Origin of the sequence: Brucella sp., assembly GCF_032066345.1 — a bacterium.
GTDB classification, from domain to species: Bacteria; Pseudomonadota; Alphaproteobacteria; order Rhizobiales; family Rhizobiaceae; genus Brucella; species Brucella pseudogrignonensis.
The window spans coordinates 453,967-478,722 of record NZ_DAMBKZ010000001.1; the positions used below are offsets into that span (position 1 = coordinate 453,967).

A 24,756-nucleotide genomic window follows, 5' to 3' on the forward strand; every position below is an offset into this window, starting at 1 on the left:
CGACGATAGCGATGAACAAGCGCGCTTTATCGAGGCGGTATTCTCGACAGATAAGGGCGTTCTTCGTGTGGTCTCGCTCTATTTGCCAAACGGCAATCCGATCGACACCGAAAAATTTCCATACAAGCTTTCGTGGATGCAGCGCCTTGAAGCCTGGGCCAAAAACAGGCTTGAGCTCGAAGAACCGCTAGTGCTTGCCGGGGACTATAACGTTATTCCCGAGCCAAACGATGCGAAGAACCCGCAGCAGTGGCTGGGCGATGCGCTGTTTCAGCCTCAATCACGTCAGGCGTTTCGCCGACTTGAAAATCTGGGTTTCACGGAAGCTGTGCGCGCTTCAACTGATGAAGATGGCGTCTATACGTTCTGGGATTATCAGGCGGGAGCCTGGCAGAAAAATAATGGCATTCGCATCGACCATCTGATGCTCTCACCAGAAGCGGCCAACCATTTTGTTGCTGCGGATATAGAGAAGCACGTCAGAGCGTGGGAAAAGCCGTCCGACCATGTTCCGGTCACAGTCACATTGGCGGTGTAATCACACCGCTAGAGTGCATCCCGAAAAGGGCGAAGCGGTTATCGGAACAAGATGCGCGTAAAAACAAACTTATAGAGCATAATTCCTTAAACTTGGATCAGTTCAAGGAATAAAGCATGATTAGTAGTCGCCCTTGACGGCATAGTCGCCTGCGAGAGCAATGGCATTACGGCGATCTGCTTCACCTGCAATTGAGAATGCCTGTTCCTGCATATCGCGGATCCATGTGCAATCTTCCGTGGGGCAGCGTTCAAATGCTGCGGTCAGCATAGCCAGACCACGAACGGTCTTGCCAGCCTGAAAGAGCATGTTTCCAAGCATTGCCTGGGCACTGGCATTGCCCTTTTTGGCAGCCAACTGGAACCAACCAGCAGCCTGAACCGAGTTGCGTTCACCGCCTTCGCCATCCAGGAGCATCTTGCCGAGCTCATACTGGGCAGCCGAATCGCCAAAATTCGACGCTGCCTGCACATAAAGATCGCGAGCAAACTTTGGATTGGACTTCACCGGGGAACCCGGGATGCCTACTTTCACGTAACCAGCAAGCGCGACCAGCGCGTCAGCAACATAAGGCTCGTTCTCGGAACCTGGTTCTGCACCGTCACGGACGATCTTTTCAAAAATCTGGTAAGCTTCGTAGTCATTCTCGGCAACACCGTCACCGTCGGCATACATGCGAGCCAGTTTCCACTTAGCGCCCTGATGACCGCGTTCAGCAGCATAACGAAGAGCTTTGATGGCTTCGTCCTTATGGCCGCTTTTGTAAGCGGAGAAACCGAATTTGAAGAGCTCAAACGGACTGCGTGATTTTTCCGAGTCATCGTTTAAATCAAAAGCCGAAGCGCTGTTGCATACAATGGCCAAGCCAAGTGCCGCAGCGATAAGGGGATATGAAAAACTGCGGATACGCATCACAACGCTGGTCTTTCACATTGGGTGGAAGTTGATGACATAAACGACAGAATGCATTGTCTTTTCGTCAACACTGAGACCCGATTTTGACGGAAAAAAGCTCGGCTATTGTGCGCATAAGAAAAAGAAGCTGAGGCAGTCTTTCCACTGCTCGAAAACGGATCGTTATATAACAATGCGCCTTGCTTCATTTTTCGCCTGTCCTGAGGGAACCAAAGTTTCCCAGAAGTGTTTAATAGCTTTTGCCTTTCCTATCCGGTGACGTGCCTTTGTGGCGGGAAATGGGCAAAATGTGTGTCCCGTCTTTTTAGACTAAAGCAATGGTAAAGACTGTTGCTGAATCAACACAAAGCCGCTCTGAGTTGATCCCAATAAGTTGCCGTGCATCTTCAATCCAAAATACGCTGAACTTCGCAAAAAGCTGCAGATGCGTTAAGTGTGGGGCGCGATTGGGGGCATGAAACAATGAACAAAAGGCGGCGCTATTATAAGCGGCCATATCAAACAAGAAGCCAAAAAAAGGGTGGAGGATTTGGCGGCATCCTCTTAACTTTACTAATCTTTTTAATTCTTGGGGCCGTCATTGTTTCCCTACCTGTTAACCGACAGCCGCGGGAATCTGCGACAGGATCAGTCTATGTCATTGATGGCGATACAGTCATACTGAATAAGGTACATATCCGCCTTCTCGGTATCGACGCACCTGAGATGGAGCAGACCTGTCGGATCGAAGGCAGTGACTATGCCTGCGGTCGAGATGCCCGCGATGCGCTGAAAATCAGAATCGGCAAAGCCGCGATTCGGTGTGAAAAAGAAGGCTTTGATAAATATGGTCGAGATCTCGGACGTTGCTATCTGGGCGATACGGATCTCAACCAGTGGATGGTGGAACAAGGCTGGGCGGTTTCCTATGGCGACTATCGCAGCGCTGAAGCTTCCGCCCGTCGCGAGAAACGCGGAATATGGGCTGGCAGCTTTGAAATGCCCTTTCAATGGCGCAGAGAACACCAAAAGCCGAATGCTGAACCCGAAACAGGCCATGAGGCACCATCAACCGATGTAATCAGCGGCACCATCAACTATATCAAAGATCGGCTATTTTCGTTTATTAATTCACTCTGATGCGGAGCGGCACTGCGATAATGAAAAATCTGGACGAGCTCAGACACTCGATCCAGGCGTGTCGTATTTGTCGTGACACGCCTCAATATCTGCCGCCTTTGCCGCACGAACCCAATCCCGTCTGCATCATATCGGATACCGCACGCATCGCCATTTGCGGGCAGGCGCCGGGTATTCGCGTGCATAACAGCTCCCTGCCCTTCAACGACCCATCAGGTGATCGTCTGCGGCAATGGCTCGGTACCACACGAGAAGAGTTTTACGATCCCGCACGTTTTGCGATTGTACCAATGGGCTTTTGCTTTCCAGGCTATGACAAACATGGCGGAGATCTTCCTCCACGTCGAGAGTGTCGGCAGACGTGGCATGACCGCGTATTTGCATCCATGCCGCAACTGGAGTTCATTCTCGTCGTCGGGCAATACGCCCTTGCCTATCATTTGCCTGGGTGGCGCAAAACCAGTCTCACCGAAACGGTGCAGAATTGGCGCAGCTTCATGGAAACGCCGAATGCCGACGGTCGAACGGTTTTACCTCTGCCGCATCCATCGTGGCGCAACAGTGGCTGGCTTAGACGAAATCCGTGGTTTGATGCGGAAACCGTACCAGCTCTTCAGCAGAAAATACGCAAACTCATTGATCCCGGAAAATAATTTTTAGAACTTCAGTTCTCAATGGAATTTTTTTCCTGTAAATTCGGGTGAATGCAAACGATAAGGTATGAAGTTTCACTCATCCGGACACTTCGGGAAACGATTTCTAATACCGGGATTAAAAACGTATGGACAGGCTCGATAGAAAAATACTGCGCTTACTGCAGGAAGACGCAACTTTGGCGGTCGCTGATGTCGCCAAAAAGGTTGGCCTATCCACGACCCCTTGCTGGCGCCGCATCCAGAAACTTGAGGAAGATGGCGTCATTAAACGCCGTGTCGCCATTCTCGACCCAGTGCGTGTCAACACGCGCGTAACGGTCTTCGTCTCTGTCCGCACCAGCTCGCACAGCAATGAATGGCTCAAGCGCTTCTCGGAAGTGGTTCAGGAATTTCCTGAAGTTATCGAGTTTTACCGCATGAGCGGTGACGTTGATTATCTTCTGCGCGTGGCGGTACCGGACATTGCTGCATATGATGCATTCTACAAGCGTCTGATCGGTAAGATCGAAATTCGTGACGTCTCTTCGTCGTTCGCGATGGAGCAAATCAAGTACACGACTGAGCTGCCGCTCGACTACATGGTGCTCGATAAAGAGAGCAATTAAACGCTTATAGCCACAAAAAAGCCCGGAAAACTCCGGGCTTTTTTGTGTTCATTTTGTGGAACTTGTGACACCAGCTTGTTCAAATGTTGCCATTCCACTATGGCAAAGCGCTGCGGCTTTGACGATCCCTGCAGCCAATGCAGCACCAGTACCTTCGCCAAGACGCATCCCAAGATCGAGAAGTGGCTTTTTGCCCATTTTCTCCAGGAGCAGCCTGTGGCCCGGTTCAGCAGATACATGGCCGAACAGGCAATGGTCGACAGCCGTTGGATTTGCTGCATAAAGTACTGCTGCTGCGGCACTTGCGACAAAACCATCGACGATAACCGGAATTTTCTCCATGCGTGCAGCAAGGATTGCGCCTGCCATAGCAGCGATTTCGCGGCCACCCAGACGGCGCAGCACTTCCAGCGGGTCTTTGAGGTGATCCTGATGAAGATTGACCGCTGCACGAACAGCAGCAAGTTTGCGTTGCAGAAGCTCACCAGTTGAACCTGTGCCCGGCCCGACCCAATCCTCAGCAGTGCCGCCGAAAAGCGCCAGAGAAATTGCAGCGGCAATCGTGGTGTTGCCGATCCCCATTTCACCGATGCAAAGAAGATCCGTGCCGCCCGCGATGCCTTCCATGCCAAATGCCATGGTAGCAGCGCAGGTACGTTCGTCCATTGCGGCTTCTTCAGTGATATCGCCCGTCGGATGCTCCAGTGCCAGATCGAAAACCTTCAGGCCAAGATCATGTGCAATGCAGATCTGATTGATTGCTGCACCGCCTGCCGCAAAATTCTCCACCATCTGCGCAGTAACGCTTGATGGGAATGGCGTGATGTTCTTGGCAGTTACGCCGTGGTTACCAGCAAAAACTGCGACAAGCGGACGATTGATCTGCGGTATGGACTTGCCGGTCCATGCAGCCAGCCAAGCAACAATTTCTTCAAGCTGCCCGAGCGAGCCAGCAGGCTTGGTCAGAGTGGCGTCTCGTGCTCGTACAGCTGCTTCGGCACCAAGATCAGGCCCCGGCAGATTGCGGATGAGTTCGCGAAAATCGTCAAAAGGAAGGCCACTGGCGCTCATATCGTCTAGTCCAATCAATCAATGGAGGATGCAAAACAGTTCTGCTCGTCCTATAAGCACTTAATCAAATTTTCAAATCACCTCTTTGCGCCAAGCCTTATTGGCCGCAAATATTCGACCCAGTCGACGTTGTAGTTTTAAAGCGGAGCAAATAGTTGCAGCGAAATAGCTTTATAAGAGACACATTTCGTTCTCTGGGCTTTCTGAGCCGTTTGCCATTGCCTCAAAACTGGCTGACCACAACTGACGATAGCATGGGCGATTCGCTCCGGAAAAGCTTGCGCGCGTTTCCTTTGGCTGGCGCTGTTCTTGGCCTTTTGGCAGGTATCGCCCTTCTGATTTCAGATCATCTCGGCCTGCCTTCGGTTGTTTCGGGCCTAATCGCCGTTGGCGCACTGGCCGCCATGACCGGCGCACTGCACGAAGACGGGCTGGGTGATACAGCGGACGGTTTTTTTGGCTCATCCAACCCAGAACGTCGCCTCGACATCATGAAGGACTCACGCATCGGGACCTTTGCGGCACTGACACTCATCATCTGGACAGGCCTCAAGGTGACACTGCTGGCCGTTATCATTGATCGCGCAGGTCCGTGCTATGCAGCACTTGCGCTTATCGGTGCAGAAGCTGCAAGTCGCGCTGCTATGCTATCGCTCTGGTATGGGTTGCCATCCGCACGCCCCGGTGGGCTCGCCGATAACCTTGGGCAACCAAGCTGGGAAACCCTCGTCTGCGCCTGTTCGCTGGGACTTGGCATCCTTATTGTGACGGCTATTCCGGTCGCCGGTCTTGCAGGTTTTATCAAAGCACTGCTCTTCAGCATTGTATTGATCTTCGGCTTTGCAAAGCTCTGCACTGCAAAAATTGGCGGGCAAACAGGTGATACACTGGGTGCCGCTCAACAGATTGGCGTTGCTGCAGTGCTGCTTGGCCTTGTCAGCGCACTTTGAGGAAACCACATTCATTTCATGAACACGGCAACAATCGAATCGCCATGTATTCTGGTATGCGTAATCGACAGTCGGACAGGATTCTGTCTTGGCTGCGCCCGCACACTCGATGAAATTGCCGAGTGGTCCTCCATGGGCCAAGACGAACGGCGAGCAATCATGGCGCTTTTACCGACGCGACATGAAAGACTGGAAAAGAAGGAAGGCTGATGGGGCGTTTGTTCTGGATTGTGATTGCAGCCATTGCAGTCGTTATTTTGCTACTGATGGCCAATAATGACAGCGGCACAACGCTTGGCATTGCCAATGACGCCTTCGGTCAAGCCGCCTATATGGGCATATGGGGCGTTGTGCTTGCAGCTGGTCTGCTCGGCTCCGGTATCAAACTTACCGATTTCGTGCGCAACATGGCTGTTTGGGCTGTCATTATTCTCGGTCTCGTTGCAGCCTATCAATATCGCTATGAGCTTCAGGATGTTGGAAGTCGCATAACTGCTGGCCTTATTCCAGGCAGCCCGATTTCTGGTCGTGCATCTGATGGATCACTGACAGTCACACTGGCAAAATCGGCTAACGGACATTTTGAAGTCAATGGCCGCGTCAACGATGCCCGCGTGCATTTCCTTGTCGATACGGGAGCATCATCAGTGGTGCTTTCCAAGGAAGATGCCGAGCGAGCAGGTATCGACACATCGTCCCTTGCCTATAATGTGCCGATCAATACGGCTAACGGCAGAGCGACTGCAGCCAGCATCACAATCGCGACCCTACAGATCGGCGACATTCAGCGGCACAATATTCGTGCGATGGTGACACAGGAAGGTTTAATGACCGGCAGCCTGCTCGGCATGAACTTCCTTCAGACCCTTGGTGGTTTCAGCGTTCGCGGCGACCAGCTGATTATGATGGATTAGAGCGCGTTTCGATCTGAATGAATCAAATCAGCGCTCTAATCAGGCTGCTTCGTTGCACGCTTCGATGACGGACGCATAAGCCTGACGCAACACATCGCTGTTTGCACCGGGCTTGGTCGCATCGGTCGATAATATTTGGCGCCAACGACGTGCACCGGGTTGCCCCATGAACAGGCCAACCATATGGCGACCGATATGCGAAAGTCTGCCTCCATCGGCAATATGCCGGTCGACATATTCGCACATGGCTTCAATAACATCGGCGATGTCTTTCGGCTTTTCGGCGCTACCATAGATGAGCTGGTCAACGTCAGCCAGAAGCGCCGGATTATGATAAGCGGCACGCCCCAACATGACGCCATCTACATGGTTGAGATGCAAAGCAGCCTCTTCCAGCGTGCCTATACCGCCATTGATGCCCACAAACGGCGTGTTGAGGCGCTGCTTGAGGCGATAAACACGGTCATAATCAAGTGGCGGAATATCGCGGTTTTCTTTCGGTGACAGGCCTTTCAGCCATGCTTTGCGGGCATGAACCCAAAGCGCATCTGCGCCCGCTTGAAGCACCTGATCTGCAACGGCATCAAGTGCAGCTTCTGGATCCTGGTCATCAACGCCAATCCGGCACTTCACCGTGACCGGCACAGAAACAACCTCTTTCATCGCCGCAACGCAACGCGCAACGACATCAGGTGTCTGCATCAGGCACGCGCCGAACGTTCCCGATTGAACGCGATCAGATGGACAGCCGACATTCAGATTGATTTCGTCGTAACCGAAACCTTCGCCGATGCGTGCCGCTTCCTGCAATTTTACGGGATCAGAGCCACCGAGCTGCAAAGCAATAGGATGCTCGGTATTGTCAAACCCCATGAGACGGTCGCGCGGGCCGTGGATCGCCGCGTCAGCCACAACCATTTCCGTATAAAGCAGCGCATGTTTGGAAAACAGGCGATGAAAATAGCGACAATGCCTGTCCGACCAGTCGAGCATGGGCGCGACCGAAAACCGATAGTCCGGATAGTTGCGATTTTTATCTGTTATTTCAGTCATTTAAACAACAATCCTGAGAATGCGATTCACGCCGCTATTCGTTCTCGTCTTTTAGAGGTGGTGTCAGGTGGCGCAAAAAGCCACAAAGATGGCAAATGATCAAGTTTTGTCGCCAGATCCAGCACTCTCAATATAGGTGGCGCATCTGATTTTTCATACTCACGCCATGACAAACGCGATTCATCCGTCGAATACTGTGACTTTGCTCGCATTTCCGCATTATGATCTCTGACGAACAAACCCACCCGATTCTTGGCCCACAATTGGCATGAAATTCCGAGGACCTTATTTTGACCGATCTGTCCCCCTTCGATAAGCCGTTCGACGCCTTTCTGTTTGATATGGACGGCACTGTGCTTAGCTCTATTGCTGCAACCGAGCGCGTTTGGGGCCAATGGGCCATCCGTCATGGCATTGATCCGGTAACATTTGTTCCGACAATTCATGGCGTGCGTGCGGTCGATACCGTCCGTCGGCTCGGCTTGCCGCATCTTGATCCAGATACGGAAGCTAAAATCCTGCTTGATGCGGAAATGGCAGATCTTGATGGTATCGTCGCGATTGAAGGCGTGCTGGACTTCCTGAACTCGCTACCCGAAGACCGCTGGGCAATCGTAACCTCTGCGCCAATCGAGCTGGCTCGCCGTCGTCTTCAGGCTGCTGGCCTTCCAATGCCAAAAACAATCGTCTCCGCGGAAGATGTTCAGCGCGGAAAGCCAAGCCCTGAATGCTTCCAGCTGGGCGCAAAGCGGCTTGGCTTCGATCCGCACAATTGTCTTGTGTTTGAAGATGCGCCTGCGGGCATTGTTGCCGGCGAAACTGCTGGCGCACGCGTCGTTGTTGTGACTGCCACACATCCGCATTCACCAGAAACATCGCATAAGAGCATCAACAGCTATAAAGAGTTGAAGCTGTCAGTAGATGCTGAAACAGGAATACTTTCGCTGGCAGACGCCACTATTTGATATGATGAGAATGACGCTTTAAGAGCGACCTTTGTGCGCCCAACAGGGCGCACGGCTCTCTAGAGCATTTCCTGTTTCGATTGAGCTATTGGAAATGCTCTACCCATTTGTATTTAAGCGCATCTTGTTCCGAAAGCCGCTTCGAACTTTTCGAAATGCGCTCTAGATCACGCGCCGTCCTTCCCGCCAAACAGTACGGATGATCGGCACATGCTCGGCAATCTGCACACGCACCAGATCGCCACGCTTACCAATAGCAATTTCGCCTCGGTCCTGAAGACCAACAGCCTTCGCGGGATTGCTTGAAACGAATTTGATTGCTTGTGGGAGCGTGATTGCATCCATCACGTCAGCCATGAAAAACGCCGATTGCATCATGCTTGCCGGAATATAATCCGAAGAAATGATGTCGAGATGACCCGCTTCGGCCAGTTCTCGCGCCGAAACATTGCCGGAATGCGAACCGCCACGCACCACGTTTGGCGCGCCCATCAGAACAGACATCCCGGATTCTTTCGATGCCTTTGCGGCCAGGTGCGTGGTCGGAAACTCGGCCACGCGAATGCCCTGCTCCGTTGCTTCTGCAACATGATCCACTGTTGCATCGTCATGGCTGGCAAGGACAATGCCACGTTCCGTGCAGGCATTGGCAATTGCTTTGCGCGTCGATGCCGAATATTGCTGCGATTGCCCCATGCGCTTTTCGCAATAGCGAATGAACTCTTCTTCCGAGACCTTGAGCTTGCTCATATAGTAAGATTTGTAGGTCTCGATATCCGTGAACTGGCGTTGTCCGGGTGCATGATCCATCAGCGACACAAGCTTGACCAGCGGGTGAACGCCAAAGCGCTCGAATGCGCTCAAACAATCAGGCGCTGAAACCTCGCAACGCAAATGCAGAAAATGATCCGCACGCAAGCGCCCCGCTTCCCGACCTTCAGCAATTGCCGAAGATAGCTTGCGCATATCATCGATACCCGTCTGCGCTTCCTGATCAAAGCCGATCCGTAATGCATCGAACACGGTCGTGATACCGGAAGCCGCAATCTGCGCATCGTGGGCCTGAACTGCTGCAATCGGGTTCCAACGCACCTTCGGGCGCGGTGCGTAATGGCCTTCCAAATGGTCGGTGTGCAATTCCACCAGACCGGGTGTCAGATAATCGCCTTCCATATCTTCGCCAGATACGGACGAACCAGACGTGATGTCGACAATAATGCCATCAACGATTTTAACGGTGCCGCTGATAACTTCATCAGGCAACACGATATTTGCATTTTTAAGAACTGTTTCCGTCGTCATTCCTCAAGGCCTCCCCACGGCCCGCGAAGACCGTTTCGACACCTTATTACCACCCGTCAGCGGATGCAGCGAATGAATCTCGAACGGTGCACCTTTTTCTGGTTCAACGAACAAAGCCAGATTGGCTACCTCGACCTGATCCTCCAGCACGGGTGCAAAAAAATCGTCGAGCGTGCGCTCCACCTGTGAGCGCTGCTTCTCATCCACCGGACCGGTGAGCGTCATGTGAAAGCGGAACTCGTCGAACACATATGGGTAGCCCCAACGGTCAAGATTCTGCCGCTGCGCTTCGCTCAGACGCTCTGGACGGCGTTTGGCGATTTCCGCGTCACGCAAAGGCGCACGAAAACGATCAAATGAGACTACGATGTCATTGGCGAGTTGATTGAGCTCTGCAACCGGTTCTTCAGGCACAAGTGCGAAGAACGGGCCAATGCCCTGCAGTTTCAAACGTGGGATCACAAACGGTGCGCTTGATGACGCAAAATACATCAGCGCCGAAAGCAGATCGCTCTCCTGATATGCCTCATCCAGCCGGAAAGGCGCTTTCAGCGTCCCATGAAAACCATAACGACGCGGCTCTTCGGTCAATGCTGCGACATCTTCTGCGGCGAGAGTGCGAATCGCCGGAACCTTTACCGCCTCACCGCTAAACGCGCTGCGCCCAAGCCAGTTTGCAGCCACTTTAAGGAGCGCATCGCCCGACGGCGGCGTGAAATAAATCGCGTAACGCATAGTGATTCCTCTTTTGGCGCGATGCTTACACGCGGAATGTGGCAAGTCGATAAAGGGTAGATGACATCGGGATTTTACATCACGGCAAATTGGTATAGGCCTACGTCCGGTTAGAAATGAGGAGATGACTATGGGTGGTTTTGCGTCGATCGGTGAGTGCATGATCGAGCTTTCAGGCAATGATGGCGATCAATGGCGCATGGGATATGCCGGCGACACGCTGAATACGGCCTGGTACATGCGCGCTCTGACCGAGCAATCATACCCCGTGGACTATGTCAGTGCCTTCGGAGAGGACGATTTCTCGCAGAAGCAACGGGCATTCCTTGCTTCCAATGGCATTGGCATTGCGCAAAGCCCGGTCATTCAGGGCGTACACCCCGGACTTTATGCGATCACGCTCAATGGTGCGGAGCGCTCATTTACCTATTGGCGTAGCGATGCCGCTGCAAAGCGCCTTGCAAGCGACCGTCAGGCGCTGAAGGCCAGCCTTGCCGGGCGCGACATGATTTATTTCTCCGGCATTTCGGTAGCAATTGTGTTTCCAGAACATCGGGAGACGCTTTTTGAGACCCTGCGCGAATGCCGCGCGGAAGGCGCGCTTATTGCTTTCGACCCCAATTTCCGCCACCAGCTTTGGCCGGATCGGGAAGAAGCAAAAAAGATCATCAGCGAAGCAATGAAGATCGCGGATATTGCCCTGCCGACCTTCCCCGACGAACAGGCACTATTTGGCGACGAAACCGCTCAAGCCTGCGCTGATCGGTTGATCGGATTGGGTGTGAAGGAAATCGTGGTCAAAGACGGCACCGAACCTGCGCTCATCATTGCCGATGGCAGACAAACGCTTGTTCCGTCGGTGAAAGCCAATGCCGTTGATACGACGGGCGCTGGCGACAGCTTTAACGGCGGTTATCTTGCTGCACGCCTCGAAGGCCTGTCACCTGTCGATGCTGCCCACAAAGCCCACGCAGTTGCGGCTCGGGTCGTTGAAATCCGCGGCGCGCTTGCTCCCATGGAAACAGCGCGCGCCGCTTATTCAGCGTGATTTAATCCCGCGAAAAAGTGAAATGGCTTGTCTGGGCGTAAACTTCGCCCGGACGGAGAATTGCCTGCGGCACGTATGGATATTCGAGAGAACCGGGCCAGACCTGCGGCTCAAGGCAAAAACCTGCATGTTTGCCGTAAGGCTTTCCGGTCAGGCCAATGCAATCATTCGCCATCGTATTGCCCGCGTAGAACTGAACACCGGGTTCTGTCGTCTCGATATCAAGCCTAATCCCTGAGCGAGCTCCTTTAACGGAAGCGCATGGCCGTAACGGGCCGCGCGCAGCCGTCATGCAGAAATTGCTGTCATACTCGACCTGTTTGCCGTCCTCTTCGAAACGGATAGGGCGGAAATCCCGGAAATCATAAGCCGTTCCTTTGACCGGCAAAACACGCCCATCAGGAATCAGTGCCTCATCGACCGGCATATAGGCATCAGCCTCAATCTTGAGCTGGTGATCGAGAATATCGCCTTCGCCGCCGTCGTCGAGGTTGAAATAGCTATGATGCAAGAGATTGCAGACTGTTGGCTTATCGGTCACTGCTTCCAAACGCACAATCAATGTGCCTTTTGCGTTGAGCATATAAGTGCAGCTCACGTTGAGATTACCCGGAAAACCCATCTCGCCATCGGCCGCAAGCGTCGCAAGTGTCACGAAATCAGCACCTGAGCCGGTGATTTTCCAGACACGATTTCCGAGACCTTTGCTGCCACCATGCAGATTGTGGATTCCCTGAAAATTCGGCTCTACCTCATAGACCTTTCCGTCGAGCACAAAGCGCGCATTGCGGATGCGGTTGGAAAAACGGCCGGCAATCGAGCCTAAATGGGGCGAATGCGCCGGGTAATCCGCAAAGTCACGATAACCTATGACCAAAGGAGCATCATGCCCTTCCATGCGGAGATCCTGTATGGATGCGCCCCATGTAATGATTTTTGCTTCAATTGGACCGTTTGCGATCGTAAGCCGATGAACCGCCTGCCCGTCCGGTGCATATCCGAAAATTTCCGATGTCACTTTGTTCGCCCGTTTTGATGCATTTATGAGAGCCGCATCAAGCCGTATCATTCGAGCCTGCGCAAGAGGCATTCGCAGCAACACTGCCCCTTGGAATGCATTTTGATCTGAGTGCATCAAAACAGCGCGTTATACCAAGGGCGTCTCAAGATGCTGGCGCTATCCACGCCTTGAAAAAATTCAATCGCCACTCGGGGTTAAACATCTCTATTTGAAGAATAATCTTATCGATACCCGCTTCACCAGGATCAAATTACGACCCGACTTTATTCGGGAATACAGAAACAAATAAATATTATTCCGTCACATGATAGTTTAAACTAACCATATTAAAAATACTTACTTTATCTTCATTATATAAATTAGGAATTTTAGCAATGAAGGAAAATTTCCAAAAAGTTATACCCTATATTTTTAGTGAAGAAGGTGGCTATGTTGACAATCCTCGTGATCCCGGCGGCGCCACGAATATGGGAATTACTCTGTCTACACTTTCCGCATGGGAAGGCCATACAGTTTCGGCTGCCGACGTGAAGAGCCTTTCAAGCTCGACCGCAACGAAAATCTACCAACAGCAATTCTGGAACAAGATCGACGGTGACAGTCTTCCGTCAGGTATTGATTATGCTGTGTTCGACTTTGCTGTGAACTCCGGCCCCGGAAGAGCTGCCAAAACATTGCAGGCCACCCTCAACATGCCCCAGGATGGGGTCATTGGCGTCAAAACGATTTCCGCCCTTTCCGGCCGCTCTCCCGAGGCGGTTATCAATGCGCTTTGCGATGCTCGCGCCGCCTGGCTTAAAGGATTGTCCACAGCTTCGACATTTGGTGCGGGCTGGCTGGCCCGGGTTGAACGGGTTCGGTCACGCGCATTGATGCTGGCAGCGACACCAACTGTGACAGAACTTGCAAAACCGAATGCCAATGCTTCACCCAAAGCAAAGCAATGTGATACGGCGGTTAAGACTGTGCTTAAACACCCGGAAGCACTGGGAACTCTGGGAAGTGCGGCATCAGGTCTCGCAGCCATCGCTTCCGGCAATGGACCGGTACAATATGCGCTCGCGATTGTGATGCTTGCCTGTACGGCGGTCGGGCTTTGGTACTTCATAAAGCGAGTAAGAAGCGAACCGTGAACAACTCTTTTCCAACAATATTTCAAAATTTTGTAATTCGCTTTATGTTGCGCTTCGCGTAGCAGGCACCTTATATGCGCAATTAACGCTCTGGCTATTGTGAAAGCAATATGACTTTCCCTATCGCCGGAAACACGCTAGACACGCGCAGATACTCAGACGCATGCCTGTTGAGGCATCGCCAAGAATAAAGGAATCGAAACTTGTCCTCTACTTTTGACAAAGTCGCCGACATCATCGCCGAAACCAGCGAAATCGACCGTGACACCATCACGCCGGATAGCCATACCATCGACGATCTTGGCATTGACAGCCTCGACTTCCTCGACATCGTATTCGCTATCGACAAAGCTTTCGGCATCAAGATTCCGCTGGAACAGTGGACGCAGGAAGTGAACGAAGGCAAGGCTCCGACCGAAGAATACTTCGTTCTGAAGAACCTCTGCGCCAAGATTGACGAGCTGGTCGCAGCCAAGAAGGGCTGAACAGCCACGCAAGCTGACGGTATTGAAGGGTGAACATCCGTGTTCGCCCTGATTCCGTTTCTGGAACAAGCAAGCATTCTTGAGCACAGCATTTACGGGCAGACCGAACCATGCAGAGCAATAAAGTCGTCATAACCGGCATTGGCATCATCTCCTCGCTAGGCGAAGGACTGGATGCGCATTGGAACGCTTTCTCCAAGGCAGGTACTGAACCTCGCCTCGAAAGAGAAAACTTTGCGCCTTACACAGTTCATCCCCTTGGCGAAGTCGACTGGGGTTTGCAAATCCCCAAGCGTGGCGACCAGCGCCAGATGGAGACATGGCAGCGACTTGGAACCTATGCGGCAGGCCTGGCGCTTGACGATGCAGGTATCAAGGACGACGAAGCGCTTTGCGCAAGCATGGATATGATCGTGGGTGCCGGTGGCGGCGAGCGCGACATTACTGTCGATATGCAGATCCTCGAAGAAGGTCGCACCAGCAACAATCGCGGTGTGATGCTCAACGAAAAGCTGTCGACGGAGCTGCGCCCTACCCTGTTTCTTGCCCAGCTTTCCAATCTGCTGGCAGGCAACATTTCCATCGTCCATAAGGTGACTGGTTCTTCCCGTACCTTCATGGGCGAAGAAGGTTCCGGCATCGCGGCGATTGAAACAGCTGCTGCACGTATTCGTTCAGGCCAGAGCACCCATGCGCTGGTCGGCGGCTCTTATAATTCCGAACATTTCGACATGATTCTCGGTCACGAGCTTGGCGGTTTGCTCAAGCACGACGGCTGGGCATCGCTCTGGGAACGTGAAGGCAGCGCCGGTGGCGGCATGATTTCCGGCTCTGGCGGTGTTTTCCTCGTGCTCGAAAGCGCAGACCATGCGCAAAAACGCGGTGCACGCGCCTATGCAGAGATTGCCAGCATCGAAAGCGCGCAGATCCGCCGTGATGCGGCTGATCTTGCCAAAACCGTGCATGAACTGGTGTTCGCAGCCAATGGCGGCGCAGAGCCTGGCTATGTTGTCTCCGGCGCTTCCGGCGCACATGAAGCAACGGCCGCTGAAAAAGCAGCTCTTGAAGGCGTTTCAGCCGCATATCGCGGCGTTGCTAGCCTGACCGGCCACCTGCGCGAAGCGCAGTTCCCGCTGGCCTTGGCACTTGCAGCCATTTCGGTCTGGAAGGGCGAAGCCTTTGCTCCATCGGGCCCATCTGAGAAGGCCGTAGACGGAGCCGTCAGTGAAGCCATCGTCACCACCATTGGCGCAACACGCGCCGAAGGTGCTGCAAAGCTGGTGAGAGCATAAGATGACCAAATATACAGACCATCTCGGCCGTCCCATTGTTGCAATTACCGGTGCAGGCGTTGTTTCCTCCCTTGGACAGGGCAAGGAAGACAATTGGGCTGCACTGACCGGTGGGCGTTCCGGAATTCATAAAATCACACGCTTCCCGTCCGATAATCTCAACACGCGCTTTGCGGGTACTGTTGATTTTCTGCCTGAAAGCGAAGTTGGTGCATCGCCTCTTTCGGAAGCGCTTGCACGGCTTGCCGGTGAAGAAGCCCTCGCCCAGTCCGGTCTTTCAGTGACCAATTTTGGCGGACCGCTTTTCCTCGCAGCTCCTCCGGTTGAACTCGACTGGAAAAGCCGCTTTGCACTTGATGCCAGCATCAAGGATGAAGGCCCCGCAAGCTATCAGCTTCTGCTTGAAGCCTGCCGCCGTGCCCGTCAGGATGCCCTCTTCAATACGACGCAGTTCGGCTACATTGCCGAGCGTCTGTCTGAGGCTTTTGGAACACGCGGCCTGCCGGTGACGCTGTCGACCGCATGTGCTTCGGGCGCAACCGCGATTCAGCTTGGCGTTGAAGCCATTCGTCGCGGCGAAAGTGATCGTGTTCTCTCAATCGGCACCGACGGATCGGTCTCGGCTGAAGCTCTGATCCGTTTCTCGCTGCTATCGGCGCTGTCCACGCAGAATGACAAGCCGGAAAAGGCATCCAAGCCATTCTCGAAGGATCGCGACGGCTTTGCCATGGCTGAAGGCTCCGGCGCTCTGGTTATGGAATCGCTTGAAAGCGCCATCGCACGCGGTGCAAAAGTGCTCGGCATTCTCGCCGGTTGCGGTGAAAAGGCTGATGATTTCCATCGCACCCGCTCCAAGCCGGATGCCTCACCGGCAATCGGCACAGTGCGCGCAGCACTTGCAGATGCGGGACTGACCGAAGATCAGCTTTCCTATGTCAATGCTCACGGCACTTCGACACCTGAAAATGACAAGATGGAATATCTTGCCCTTTCAACCGTGTTTGGTGAGCAACTTTCTTCGATTCCTGTTTCGTCCAACAAGTCGATGATCGGTCACACACTGACCGCCGCTGGTGCGATTGAAGCCGTATTCTCGCTGCTGACGATTGAAACCGGCACATTGCCTCCGACCATCAATTACGACAATCCAGATCCGGCAATTCCGCTGGATGTCGTGCCAAATGTTAAGCGTGATGGACAGGTTTCTGCCGTGCTTTCCAACTCATTTGGCTTTGGTGGACAGAACACGAGCCTTGTTTTGACGGCAAATCCGAATTAATCGGATCTGCAGTTATATATTCTCGGTAATCCCGGACAGCGAAACGCTGCCCGGGATTATGTCTTGAAAAGGATAAATTCATGCGCGCCCTACAGCTTCTCGACGATCGTCGCCTTGAAATGACCGATATTGCTCCGCCAGCCGCGCCCGGCAATGGCGAAGTTACGGTCCGTATCAAGGCCGTCGCACTCAACCATATCGACGTATGGGGCTGGCGCGGCATGGCATTTGCCAAGCGTAAGATGCCACTGGTTATCGGCGCGGAAGCTTCCGGCGTTGTCGATGCAATCGGACCCGGCGTATCCAATGTTCTGCCAGGCCAGCTCGTTTCGATCTATGGCGCACGCACCTGTGGTCTGTGCAAGGCCTGCCGCGAAGGTCGCGATAATCTCTGTGAACACGTAGGCGGCGTTCATGGCTTCCATCTCGATGGCTTTGCCTGTGAAGCCGTTAATCTGCCAGCACGTCTGCTGGTTCCAGCACCTCCCGGCGTTGACGCAATCGGCGCAGCTGTCGCTCCTGTTACCTTTGGTACGGTCGAGCATATGCTGTTTGACAATGCGAAACTCCAGCCGGGCGAAACCGTTCTGGTTCAGGCTGGCGGCTCCGGCATTGGTTCGGCTGCGATCCAGCTTGCCAAGAAGATGGGCTGTACAGTCATCACAACGGTTGGCTCTGACGATAAGATCGAAAAAGCCAAGGCGCTGGGTGCCGATCACGTCATCAACTACCGCGTTGACCGCTTTGAAGGTGTTGTGCGCAAGCTCACCAAGAAGAAGGGCGTCGATGTCGTGTTCGAACACGTTGGTGCGGATACATGGGCAGGCTCGATGCTCTGCATGAAGCGCGGCGCACGTCTCGTCACCTGTGGTTCGACCTCTGGTGTTTCAACCAACATGAACCTGATGCAGCTCTTCCAGCAGCAGCTTAAAATCCTCGGCTCCTTTGGTTGCCGTATGGAAAACATGGCTGATGCGATGCAGAAAATGGCGCAGGGCGTTGTTCATCCAGTAATCGACACCATTGTCGGCTTTGACGACATCGGTACGGCTCTCAAGCGCATGGAAGGCCGCGACGTGTTCGGCAAGATCGTGTTGCAGATCGACTAAGCCTTTATGTTCAAGATTAAGCTTCTTCTCTTTAAATGGTCGCGTAAGCTCAAGCAGTTCAACTACTGGCTTTGGGCGCAGGCTGTGTTTATCGCGCTCGCACTTCTCCGTCTCCTGCCTGCGAAAAGCGCAATCCGCTTTTCCGCATGGTTTGCGCGCAAGGTGGGACCGCTGACGCCACGGCACAAGGTTGCAACCAACAATCTGCGCCTTGCCTATCCTGAGAAGAGCGATGCTGAAATTGAAAAGATCGCCGTCGAAATGTGGGATTCGATGGCGCGTCTTTTCGCGGAATACATCTTCCTTGATGCGATATTCGATTTTGATCCCAATGCGACCGAGCCCGGTCTTATCGAAGTTGACGGCATTCCGATTTTCGAGCGTCTCCGCAACGAGACCAAGCCGCATATCTTCTTCACCGCGCATACCGGCAATTTCGAGCTTCTGCCGATCTGTGCCGGTACGTTCGGCCTCGATGTAACAGCCCTCTTCCGCCCGCCGAACAATCCCTATATCGCGAAGACCGTTCTCAAAGCGCGCAAAACCAATATGGGTCATCTGGTGCCATCAAAGGCCGGTGCCGCTTGGTCGCTGGCGCGGGTTCTGGATGCTGGCGGTAATGTCGGAATGCTGGTTGACCAGAAGTTCCAGCGTGGCGTTCCCTCAACCTTCTTTGAGCGCCCTGTAAAAACCAATCCGTTGCTCGCAAAGCTCGCGCGACAGTATGATTGCGATGTTTATCCGGCGCGCTGCATACGCCTGCCTGGCGGTCGATACCGGCTTGAGCTGAAAGAGCGCATGGAGCTGCCGCGCGACGAAAAAGGCGAGATCGATATCGCCGCGACCGCGCAGCTTCTCAACGATACCGTTGAGGAATGGGTGCGCGAATATCCTGGCCAGTGGATGTGGTTCCACAAGCGTTGGGGCTAGAGAATCAATATCTGCGTTCGGTCAAAACTGACCGGACGCATTTTTATTTTATGATGTGAAAACATCCTGCAAGGGAGACAACTATGCGTCCTATCGCTATCGCCCCATCCATCCTTTCGGCCGACTTTGCGCGTCTGGGAGAAGAAGTCGATGCCGTGCTTGAAGCCGGTGCAGACTGGATTCACATCGACGTTATGGATGGTCATTTCGTGCCGAACATCACGTTCGGTCCGCAAGTGGTGAAAGCAATTCGTCCACGCACCAAGGCTTTCTTCGACACGCATCTGATGATCGCGCCTTGCGATCCATATCTTGAACCATTTGCGGATGCGGGCTGCGATCTCATTACAATCCACGCAGAAGCTGGTGCACATACGCACCGCTCGCTCCAGAGCATCCGCGCTTTGGGCAAAAAGTCTGGTCTGGCGCTCAATCCGGCAACCCCTGTCGAAGCATTGACCAATGTCATTGATGACGTTGATCTCGTTCTTGTCATGACGGTCAATCCGGGTTTCGGCGGCCAGAAGTTCATTGCGCCGATGCTCGACAAGATCAGCCAAGTGCGTGAGATGATTGGCGACCGCTCAATCGATATTGAAGTGGATGGCGGCATCACGCCTGAGACTGCCGGATCGGTTGTTGCAGCCGGTGCAAATATTCTCGTTGCGGGTTCTGCCGTTTACAAAGGCCACTCGGTTGAGAGCTATGCCGCTAACATCAAAGCCATTCGCGAAGCAGCCGAAGCTGCACGATAAACTGAAGCCACTTTTCCGGGGGAGTGCGTTGAGCTGAGCATCAGGCTCTGCTAAACACCGCGCATTCCCTTTACCCAAGACCTGCAGCCCGGCAGACGGGCCGCCAAAACAGGATATGCCCATGATCCCGCGCTATTCCCGACCAGAAATGGTCGCCATCTGGTCTCCCGAAACCAAATTCCGCATCTGGTTCGAAATTGAGGCCTATGCATGTGAGGCGCTTGCCGAACTCGGCGTAATCCCGAAAGAAGCCGCAAAGACCATCTGGGAAAAGGGCGATGCCGCCAAGTTCGACGTCGCGCGCATCGACGAAATCGAAGCCGTCACCAAACATGACGTCATCGCGTTCCTGACGCATCTGGCAGAATTCATCGGCCCAGACAGCCGCTTCGTGCATCAGGGCATGACCTCGTCGGACGTACTCGACACCACGCTCAATGTGCAGCTCGTTCGCGCCGCCGATCTGCTTCTCGCAGACATGGATCGTGTGCTTGCAGCGCTTAAGAAGCGCGCATTTGAACACAAGGATACCGTTCGTATCGGCCGTAGCCATGGCATCCATGCAGAGCCAACCACAATGGGTCTGACTTTCGCCCGTTTCTACGCCGAAATGGAACGCAACCGCGCGCGTCTCGTTGCAGCACGCGCAGAAATCGCGACCGGTGCCGTATCGGGCGCTGTTGGCACCTTCGCCAATATCGACCCACGCGTTGAAGAATATGTCTGCGAAAAGCTCGGTCTCGAAGCAGAGCCAGTTTCAACGCAGGTTATTCCGCGCGACCGTCACGCCATGTTCTTTGCAACGCTCGGCGTCATCGCTTCGTCGATTGAGAACGTAGCCATCGAAATCCGCCACATGCAGCGCACGGAAGTTCTGGAAGCAGAAGAGTTCTTCTCGCCCGGCCAGAAAGGCTCGTCGGCGATGCCACACAAGCGCAACCCTGTTCTGACTGAAAACCTGACCGGCCTCGCCCGTCTGGTACGTATGTCGGTTGTGCCTGCAATGGAAAATGTTGCCCTCTGGCATGAACGCGATATTTCGCATTCGAGCGTTGAACGCGCAATTGGCCCAGACACCACCATCACGCTCGACTTCGCGCTGAACCGTCTGGCTGGCGTTGTCGAAAAGCTGGTGATCTACCCGGAAAACATGCTGAAAAACATGAACAAGTTCCGTGGTCTTGTGCATTCGCAGCGCGTTCTGCTCGCACTCACACAGGCTGGCGTTTCGCGTGAAGATTCCTATCGCCTCGTGCAGCGCAATGCCATGAAGGTCTGGGAACAGGGTGCAGACTTCCTCGAAGAACTACTCGGTGATGCGGAAGTGCGTGCAGCACTTTCCGAAGAACAAATCCGCGAAAAGTTCGATCTTGGCTATCACACCAAGCATGTTGATACGATCTTCAAGCGTGTTTTCGGCTGAGATTTAGGCTCTGGCGGCCTGCAAATCGCATCTTTCTGCGCTTCCGGTGCTCACGTACCTTGAGTACGCTACGCTCCGGTTCTCGAAAGCCACGATTTTCGGCACGCCATAACCAAAATCTTTGACGTTGATAAATTGAATCTGCAAAAAGCCCCATGTTTCTGTAAACATGGGGCTTTTTAGCATCTGCGATTAAGCGCTCTTTTTGATCGTATTGATCACATTGCCCCATGGGTCTTCAAAGACGTGGTTGTTACCGCCACGCGTATCTTCCATTTCGACCCATGCAAGACCTGTGCGATCCTTATCGCGCAATCCGGCACCTGAACTCTGCCAGGCATTGGCACCAATGTGGTGGTGATAGCCGCCAGTGGACAAAAACACGGCCTTGTCGCCATAGGTCTGAACAGTGTCAAAGCCCAGCTGCTGATGCCAGAAGGATTCAGCATCCTTCGCATTGCCAACGCGCAAGTGAACGTGACCAACCACTGTGTTCTGCGGTGCGCCGTTCCATTCACCACCTTCACGATCAATAAGGTCGAGAAGGTTCTTCACGTCGAGCGCCTCGGTGCCCATCTTCACGCGATCACCATTCCATTGCCACGTATTGTGTGGACGGTCGGAATAGATCTCGATACCGTTGCCTTCAGGATCAGTCAGGTAGATTGCCTCGCTGACATTATGATCAGACGCACCGGCAACAGGCAGCTGCTTGTCGATGGCGCGGCGCGACCAGCGGGCGAGATCGCCACGAGTCGGCAGCAGGAAAGCCGTGTGGTAGAGACCAGCGCTGCGTGGATCATCAGGCTTGGCAGCCGAAAACTGTTCGATTTCCATCAATTCACGGTCGCCCGCACCCAGTACAATGGAAGCGCCACGACGCGTCATTTCACGCAAGCCCACCACATCGCGATAATACTCAGCCAGGGTTTCTGCATCGCGCGCCTTTAAGCCAATGCGCGCTACGCGTACCGGTGTCGTCATAGCAAAAGGCAAAGGAGCGCTCTTTACAGTGGCAGCGGTCGAACCACCCTTATCAGCAGCGGCCATCTTCAGTGTTTCAGTCATTTCATTCTCCTTCGGCGGCATTTCTGCGCGCGCGGAAAGAATATTGCTCATGACGGCAGCACCTGCAGAACCAAGTATCGTTCTTCTGCTTATCGTCATGGCCGTCAAATCCTCTCCGTAATTATCTTCCCGCTAAAGATCACAATTTAGCGAGTGTTTCACAAGATAGCGATCAGCGAACAAGCTGTTCATCATTTGCGACATCTAAGTTCTTTTTGACGCGCTATAGCTGAGCTTGAAGATGCGTTGAAACGGCTCTAAATAGGGGGCATGAAAGTCAAAGACGCAGATATTCTTATCATCCCCGGCTACACCAATTCCGGACCCGACCATTGGCAGACGCGCTGGGAGAATAAACTCTCGACGGCACGACGTGTCGAACAGGCCGAATGGTCGAAGCCAGTCAAAGACGATTGGGTGGCACAGCTGGTCAAAGCAGCCAATGAGACGACGAAGCCGATCGTGCTTGTTGCGCATTCGCTCGGCGTTGCAACTGCGCTTCACGCTCTTCCGCAAATTCAACACAAGGTAGCCGGTGCTTTCTTTGTAGCGCCTCCCGATGTATCGAACGAAAAGATCCGGCCAAAGCACCTGATGACATTCGGCCCTTATCCGCGTGAGCGCCTGCCATTTCCGACGATTACCGTCGTCAGCCGCAATGATCCCTTCTCAAGCTTTGAAGCCGCAGAAGATATCGTGAAGGACTGGGGTGCGCTGCTCATCGATGCAGGCGATGCAGGGCATATCAACTCGGAATCCGGACATGGTCCGTGGCCGGAAGGCTCTATGGTTTTTGCTGAATTTATGACCAATCTTCAGCCGCCAAAAATGCATTGAATCAAAGAGTTATCTAATTTTCTGATCAAATAGATTCAGAACAGTTTTGAAAGCGGCAGATTGAATGATCTGCCGCTTATTTATTTAAGCCCGGACAGCGTCAACGAGAGTTTTTGCGCCAAGACGCAGATAGCCGCTATCGTTTCCAAGTGTCAGGAACTGGAAGCCAAGCGGGATGTAGCGCCGTGCGAACTCTGCTGACGGCGAATAAATGCCAGCGAATTTTCCAGCAGCTGCGGCCTTACGAGCGATGATGCTCACTGGCTCGATGATCGCTTCGGAATCCGGATTGGCTTCACGGCCATTGCTCCAGGCAATCGAGAAGTCGGCAGGACCTACGAAAACGCCATCGATACCGCGCACGTCAAGAATCGCATCCAGCGCATCATAGGCATCGCGCGTTTCGATCATGGCGAAAGCCAGCGTGTCCTGATTGGCGGTTACGAGATAATCGTTCGAGCCCGGCGCTCCGTAATCAGCATTGGCGCGGAAAACACCCCATGAACGCTCGCCAATCGGCGGGTACTTCATTGCGGCTGCAAACTTACGCGCGTCTTCAACCGAGTTGATCATTGGCGCAATCACGGCCTGCGCGCCAAAATCGAGCGCGCGGCTTGCCATATCGAAGCGACCAACCGGAATACGAACGACTGGCGGCTTACCAGCATTGAGGATCAATCCGAGACTGCGCAACACGCTCTGCTCATCATGGCCGCCATGCTGCATATCAAGCGTAACTGCTTCAAAGGAGCTGTGCGCCAGAACTTCAACTGTCAGCGCTTCCGGTAGAGATGACCACGCGGAAAGAACTGTTTCTCCGGCACGAAGACGCGAAGACAAAGACATGCTTATTCCCCTGCATTACAAAAAACTAAGGGCGGAAACGCATTTTGCATTTCCGCCCTTTATACTACGAGTTAGTCTTTCTGAACCTGCTGGATCGCTTCCTCAAGGAAAGCAAACATTTTCTCGCGAATGGTTTCGTCCGTTACCTTCACATCTGCCGCATCGAAATCGGCGCGTAGTTTGCGGAAAACGTCTTCATCGCCAGCTTCTTCAAAGTCAGCGGCAACAACTTCACGAGCATAGGCATCAGCGTCTGCATCGTGCTTGCCAAGAAGCTGTGCGGCCCAGAGGCCGAGGATCTTGTTACGGCGAGCCTCTGCCTTGAAGCGAAGTTCTGCATCCAGTGCGAATTTGCTTTCAAATGCGTTGCGGCGATCATCCATGCCAGTGGCCATTCATACAACTCCCAAGACTTTAAGTTATGTGAGATCGTCAACCGTTCTCTTGCCTAAAGCTGGCAAGGGGCGCAAGATTATACAAGAGCCAAAAGTCACTTTATTGATTTATCTGGCTCTGAAACGCTTAAAACGGGGGAACGGGTACAAAGCAGGATTGTTAAAAGCCCACAATTGCTATACGTAGCCCGCGAGAATAGCGGCAAAAGCCGATCATCACATTTTTGGAAATCCGAGAAAAGCCATGAACCGTCGCCGCCGTATTTACGAGGGCAAGGCCAAGATTCTTTATGAAGGCCCTGAACCCGGTAC

27 protein-coding genes are annotated in these 24,756 nt (G+C 53.4%); 18 read left to right on the top strand and 9 right to left on the bottom strand.

What is annotated here, in order from left to right:
- A partial coding sequence (locus RT142_RS02400; protein ID WP_313027030.1) for an exodeoxyribonuclease III occupies positions 1–538 on the top strand: 538 nt, incomplete at its 5' end.
- Positions 539–658: 120 nt separating this feature from the next.
- On the opposite strand, the gene RT142_RS02405 is transcribed toward RT142_RS02400, so the two are convergent.
- Entirely contained in the window at positions 659–1,450 is a 792-nt protein-coding gene (locus RT142_RS02405) for a tetratricopeptide repeat protein (RefSeq protein WP_007874666.1), read from the bottom strand.
- A 465-nt stretch (positions 1,451–1,915) separates the two neighbouring features.
- Between RT142_RS02405 and RT142_RS02410 the strand changes: the two genes are divergently transcribed.
- The 3 genes from RT142_RS02410 to RT142_RS02420 all read left to right on the top strand — a co-directional run bounded on the left by RT142_RS02410 (position 1,916) and on the right by RT142_RS02420 (position 3,833).
- Complete coding sequence (locus RT142_RS02410) at positions 1,916–2,572, top strand: thermonuclease family protein (protein ID WP_313027033.1); 657 nt, start codon at positions 1,916–1,918, stop codon at positions 2,570–2,572.
- 20 nt (positions 2,573–2,592) lie between these two features.
- Positions 2,593–3,225, top strand: a complete 633-nt coding sequence (locus tag RT142_RS02415; protein WP_313027035.1) for a uracil-DNA glycosylase family protein — start codon at positions 2,593–2,595, stop codon at positions 3,223–3,225.
- A gap of 128 nt (positions 3,226–3,353) precedes the next feature.
- On the top strand, positions 3,354–3,833 hold the full coding sequence (locus tag RT142_RS02420) for an Lrp/AsnC family transcriptional regulator (RefSeq protein ID WP_007874663.1): 480 nt from the start codon (positions 3,354–3,356) through the stop codon (positions 3,831–3,833).
- A 48-nt stretch (positions 3,834–3,881) separates the two neighbouring features.
- Here the strand turns inward: RT142_RS02420 and cobT are convergent, their stop codons facing one another.
- On the bottom strand, positions 3,882–4,904 hold the full coding sequence (gene cobT / locus RT142_RS02425) for a nicotinate-nucleotide--dimethylbenzimidazole phosphoribosyltransferase (RefSeq protein WP_007874662.1): 1,023 nt from the start codon (positions 4,902–4,904) through the stop codon (positions 3,882–3,884).
- A gap of 155 nt (positions 4,905–5,059) precedes the next feature.
- On the opposite strand from cobT, the gene RT142_RS02430 reads away from it, so the two are divergent.
- The 3 genes from RT142_RS02430 to RT142_RS02440 are packed head-to-tail and all read left to right on the top strand — an operon-like array spanning position 5,060 to position 6,768.
- A complete protein-coding gene (locus tag RT142_RS02430; RefSeq protein WP_313027040.1) occupies positions 5,060–5,854 on the top strand; it encodes an adenosylcobinamide-GDP ribazoletransferase in 795 nt (264 codons plus the stop codon).
- Positions 5,855–5,872: 18 nt separating this feature from the next.
- A complete protein-coding gene (locus RT142_RS02435; RefSeq protein WP_079211786.1) occupies positions 5,873–6,064 on the top strand; it encodes a DUF1289 domain-containing protein in 192 nt (63 codons plus the stop codon).
- The gene (locus RT142_RS02440) at positions 6,064–6,768 is read left to right on the top strand and encodes a TIGR02281 family clan AA aspartic protease (RefSeq protein ID WP_079211785.1); all 705 of its coding nucleotides are present in this window, start codon (positions 6,064–6,066) and stop codon (positions 6,766–6,768) included. Before RT142_RS02435 ends, RT142_RS02440 begins: the two co-directional genes overlap by 1 nt.
- A gap of 39 nt (positions 6,769–6,807) precedes the next feature.
- On the opposite strand, the gene dusA is transcribed toward RT142_RS02440, so the two are convergent.
- Entirely contained in the window at positions 6,808–7,821 is a 1,014-nt protein-coding gene (gene dusA, locus RT142_RS02445) for a tRNA dihydrouridine(20/20a) synthase DusA (RefSeq protein WP_064320501.1), read from the bottom strand.
- A gap of 290 nt (positions 7,822–8,111) precedes the next feature.
- Between dusA and RT142_RS02450 the strand changes: the two genes are divergently transcribed.
- A complete protein-coding gene (locus tag RT142_RS02450; protein ID WP_007874652.1) occupies positions 8,112–8,786 on the top strand; it encodes an HAD family hydrolase in 675 nt (224 codons plus the stop codon).
- Positions 8,787–8,948: 162 nt separating this feature from the next.
- Here the strand turns inward: RT142_RS02450 and RT142_RS02455 are convergent, their stop codons facing one another.
- Both RT142_RS02455 and RT142_RS02460 read right to left on the bottom strand, forming a co-directional pair.
- On the bottom strand, positions 8,949–10,088 hold the full coding sequence (locus RT142_RS02455) for an alpha-D-ribose 1-methylphosphonate 5-triphosphate diphosphatase (protein ID WP_007874651.1): 1,140 nt from the start codon (positions 10,086–10,088) through the stop codon (positions 8,949–8,951).
- Between the two features lie 3 nt (positions 10,089–10,091).
- On the bottom strand, positions 10,092–10,823 hold the full coding sequence (locus RT142_RS02460; RefSeq protein WP_064320499.1) for a DUF1045 domain-containing protein: 732 nt from the start codon (positions 10,821–10,823) through the stop codon (positions 10,092–10,094).
- 130 nt (positions 10,824–10,953) lie between these two features.
- Here RT142_RS02460 and RT142_RS02465 point away from each other — a divergent pair, with 130 nt between their 5' ends.
- Positions 10,954–11,871 (top strand): sugar kinase, encoded by a 918-nt coding sequence (locus RT142_RS02465; RefSeq protein WP_079211783.1) that lies wholly within the window; start codon positions 10,954–10,956, stop codon positions 11,869–11,871.
- A gap of 1 nt (position 11,872) precedes the next feature.
- On the opposite strand, the gene RT142_RS02470 is transcribed toward RT142_RS02465, so the two are convergent.
- Positions 11,873–12,889 (bottom strand): aldose epimerase family protein, encoded by a 1,017-nt coding sequence (locus RT142_RS02470; protein ID WP_112805172.1) that lies wholly within the window; start codon positions 12,887–12,889, stop codon positions 11,873–11,875.
- A gap of 377 nt (positions 12,890–13,266) precedes the next feature.
- On the opposite strand from RT142_RS02470, the gene RT142_RS02475 reads away from it, so the two are divergent.
- The 8 genes from RT142_RS02475 (at position 13,267) to purB (ending at position 21,298) form a co-directional block, all read left to right on the top strand.
- A complete protein-coding gene (locus tag RT142_RS02475) occupies positions 13,267–14,025 on the top strand; it encodes a glycoside hydrolase family 108 protein (RefSeq protein ID WP_231193953.1) in 759 nt (252 codons plus the stop codon).
- A 203-nt stretch (positions 14,026–14,228) separates the two neighbouring features.
- A complete protein-coding gene (locus RT142_RS02480) occupies positions 14,229–14,510 on the top strand; it encodes an acyl carrier protein (RefSeq protein WP_007874646.1) in 282 nt (93 codons plus the stop codon).
- Between the two features lie 110 nt (positions 14,511–14,620).
- A complete protein-coding gene (locus RT142_RS02485; RefSeq protein ID WP_313027049.1) occupies positions 14,621–15,802 on the top strand; it encodes a beta-ketoacyl-ACP synthase in 1,182 nt (393 codons plus the stop codon).
- 1 nt (position 15,803) lies between these two features.
- On the top strand, positions 15,804–17,081 hold the full coding sequence (locus tag RT142_RS02490; RefSeq protein ID WP_113498613.1) for a beta-ketoacyl-ACP synthase: 1,278 nt from the start codon (positions 15,804–15,806) through the stop codon (positions 17,079–17,081).
- A gap of 80 nt (positions 17,082–17,161) precedes the next feature.
- A complete protein-coding gene (locus RT142_RS02495; RefSeq protein WP_079211781.1) occupies positions 17,162–18,190 on the top strand; it encodes a zinc-binding dehydrogenase in 1,029 nt (342 codons plus the stop codon).
- Positions 18,191–18,196: 6 nt separating this feature from the next.
- Complete coding sequence (locus RT142_RS02500) at positions 18,197–19,120, top strand: lipid A biosynthesis lauroyl acyltransferase (protein WP_200635292.1); 924 nt, start codon at positions 18,197–18,199, stop codon at positions 19,118–19,120.
- Between the two features lie 83 nt (positions 19,121–19,203).
- Positions 19,204–19,875 (top strand): ribulose-phosphate 3-epimerase, encoded by a 672-nt coding sequence (gene rpe / locus RT142_RS02505; protein WP_313027055.1) that lies wholly within the window; start codon positions 19,204–19,206, stop codon positions 19,873–19,875.
- 121 nt (positions 19,876–19,996) lie between these two features.
- Positions 19,997–21,298, top strand: a complete 1,302-nt coding sequence (gene purB / locus RT142_RS02510; protein ID WP_007874633.1) for an adenylosuccinate lyase — start codon at positions 19,997–19,999, stop codon at positions 21,296–21,298.
- A gap of 192 nt (positions 21,299–21,490) precedes the next feature.
- On the opposite strand, the gene RT142_RS02515 is transcribed toward purB, so the two are convergent.
- On the bottom strand, positions 21,491–22,348 hold the full coding sequence (locus tag RT142_RS02515) for a VOC family protein (RefSeq protein WP_231194111.1): 858 nt from the start codon (positions 22,346–22,348) through the stop codon (positions 21,491–21,493).
- Positions 22,349–22,636: 288 nt separating this feature from the next.
- On the opposite strand from RT142_RS02515, the gene RT142_RS02520 reads away from it, so the two are divergent.
- A complete protein-coding gene (locus RT142_RS02520; RefSeq protein ID WP_007874630.1) occupies positions 22,637–23,203 on the top strand; it encodes an alpha/beta hydrolase in 567 nt (188 codons plus the stop codon).
- Between the two features lie 84 nt (positions 23,204–23,287).
- Here RT142_RS02520 and RT142_RS02525 read toward each other — a convergent pair whose 3' ends face one another.
- A complete protein-coding gene (locus tag RT142_RS02525) occupies positions 23,288–24,055 on the bottom strand; it encodes an HpcH/HpaI aldolase family protein (RefSeq protein ID WP_200635756.1) in 768 nt (255 codons plus the stop codon).
- Between the two features lie 65 nt (positions 24,056–24,120).
- A complete protein-coding gene (locus tag RT142_RS02530; RefSeq protein WP_007874628.1) occupies positions 24,121–24,444 on the bottom strand; it encodes a DUF1476 domain-containing protein in 324 nt (107 codons plus the stop codon).
- Positions 24,445–24,756: the final 312 nt, after the last annotated feature.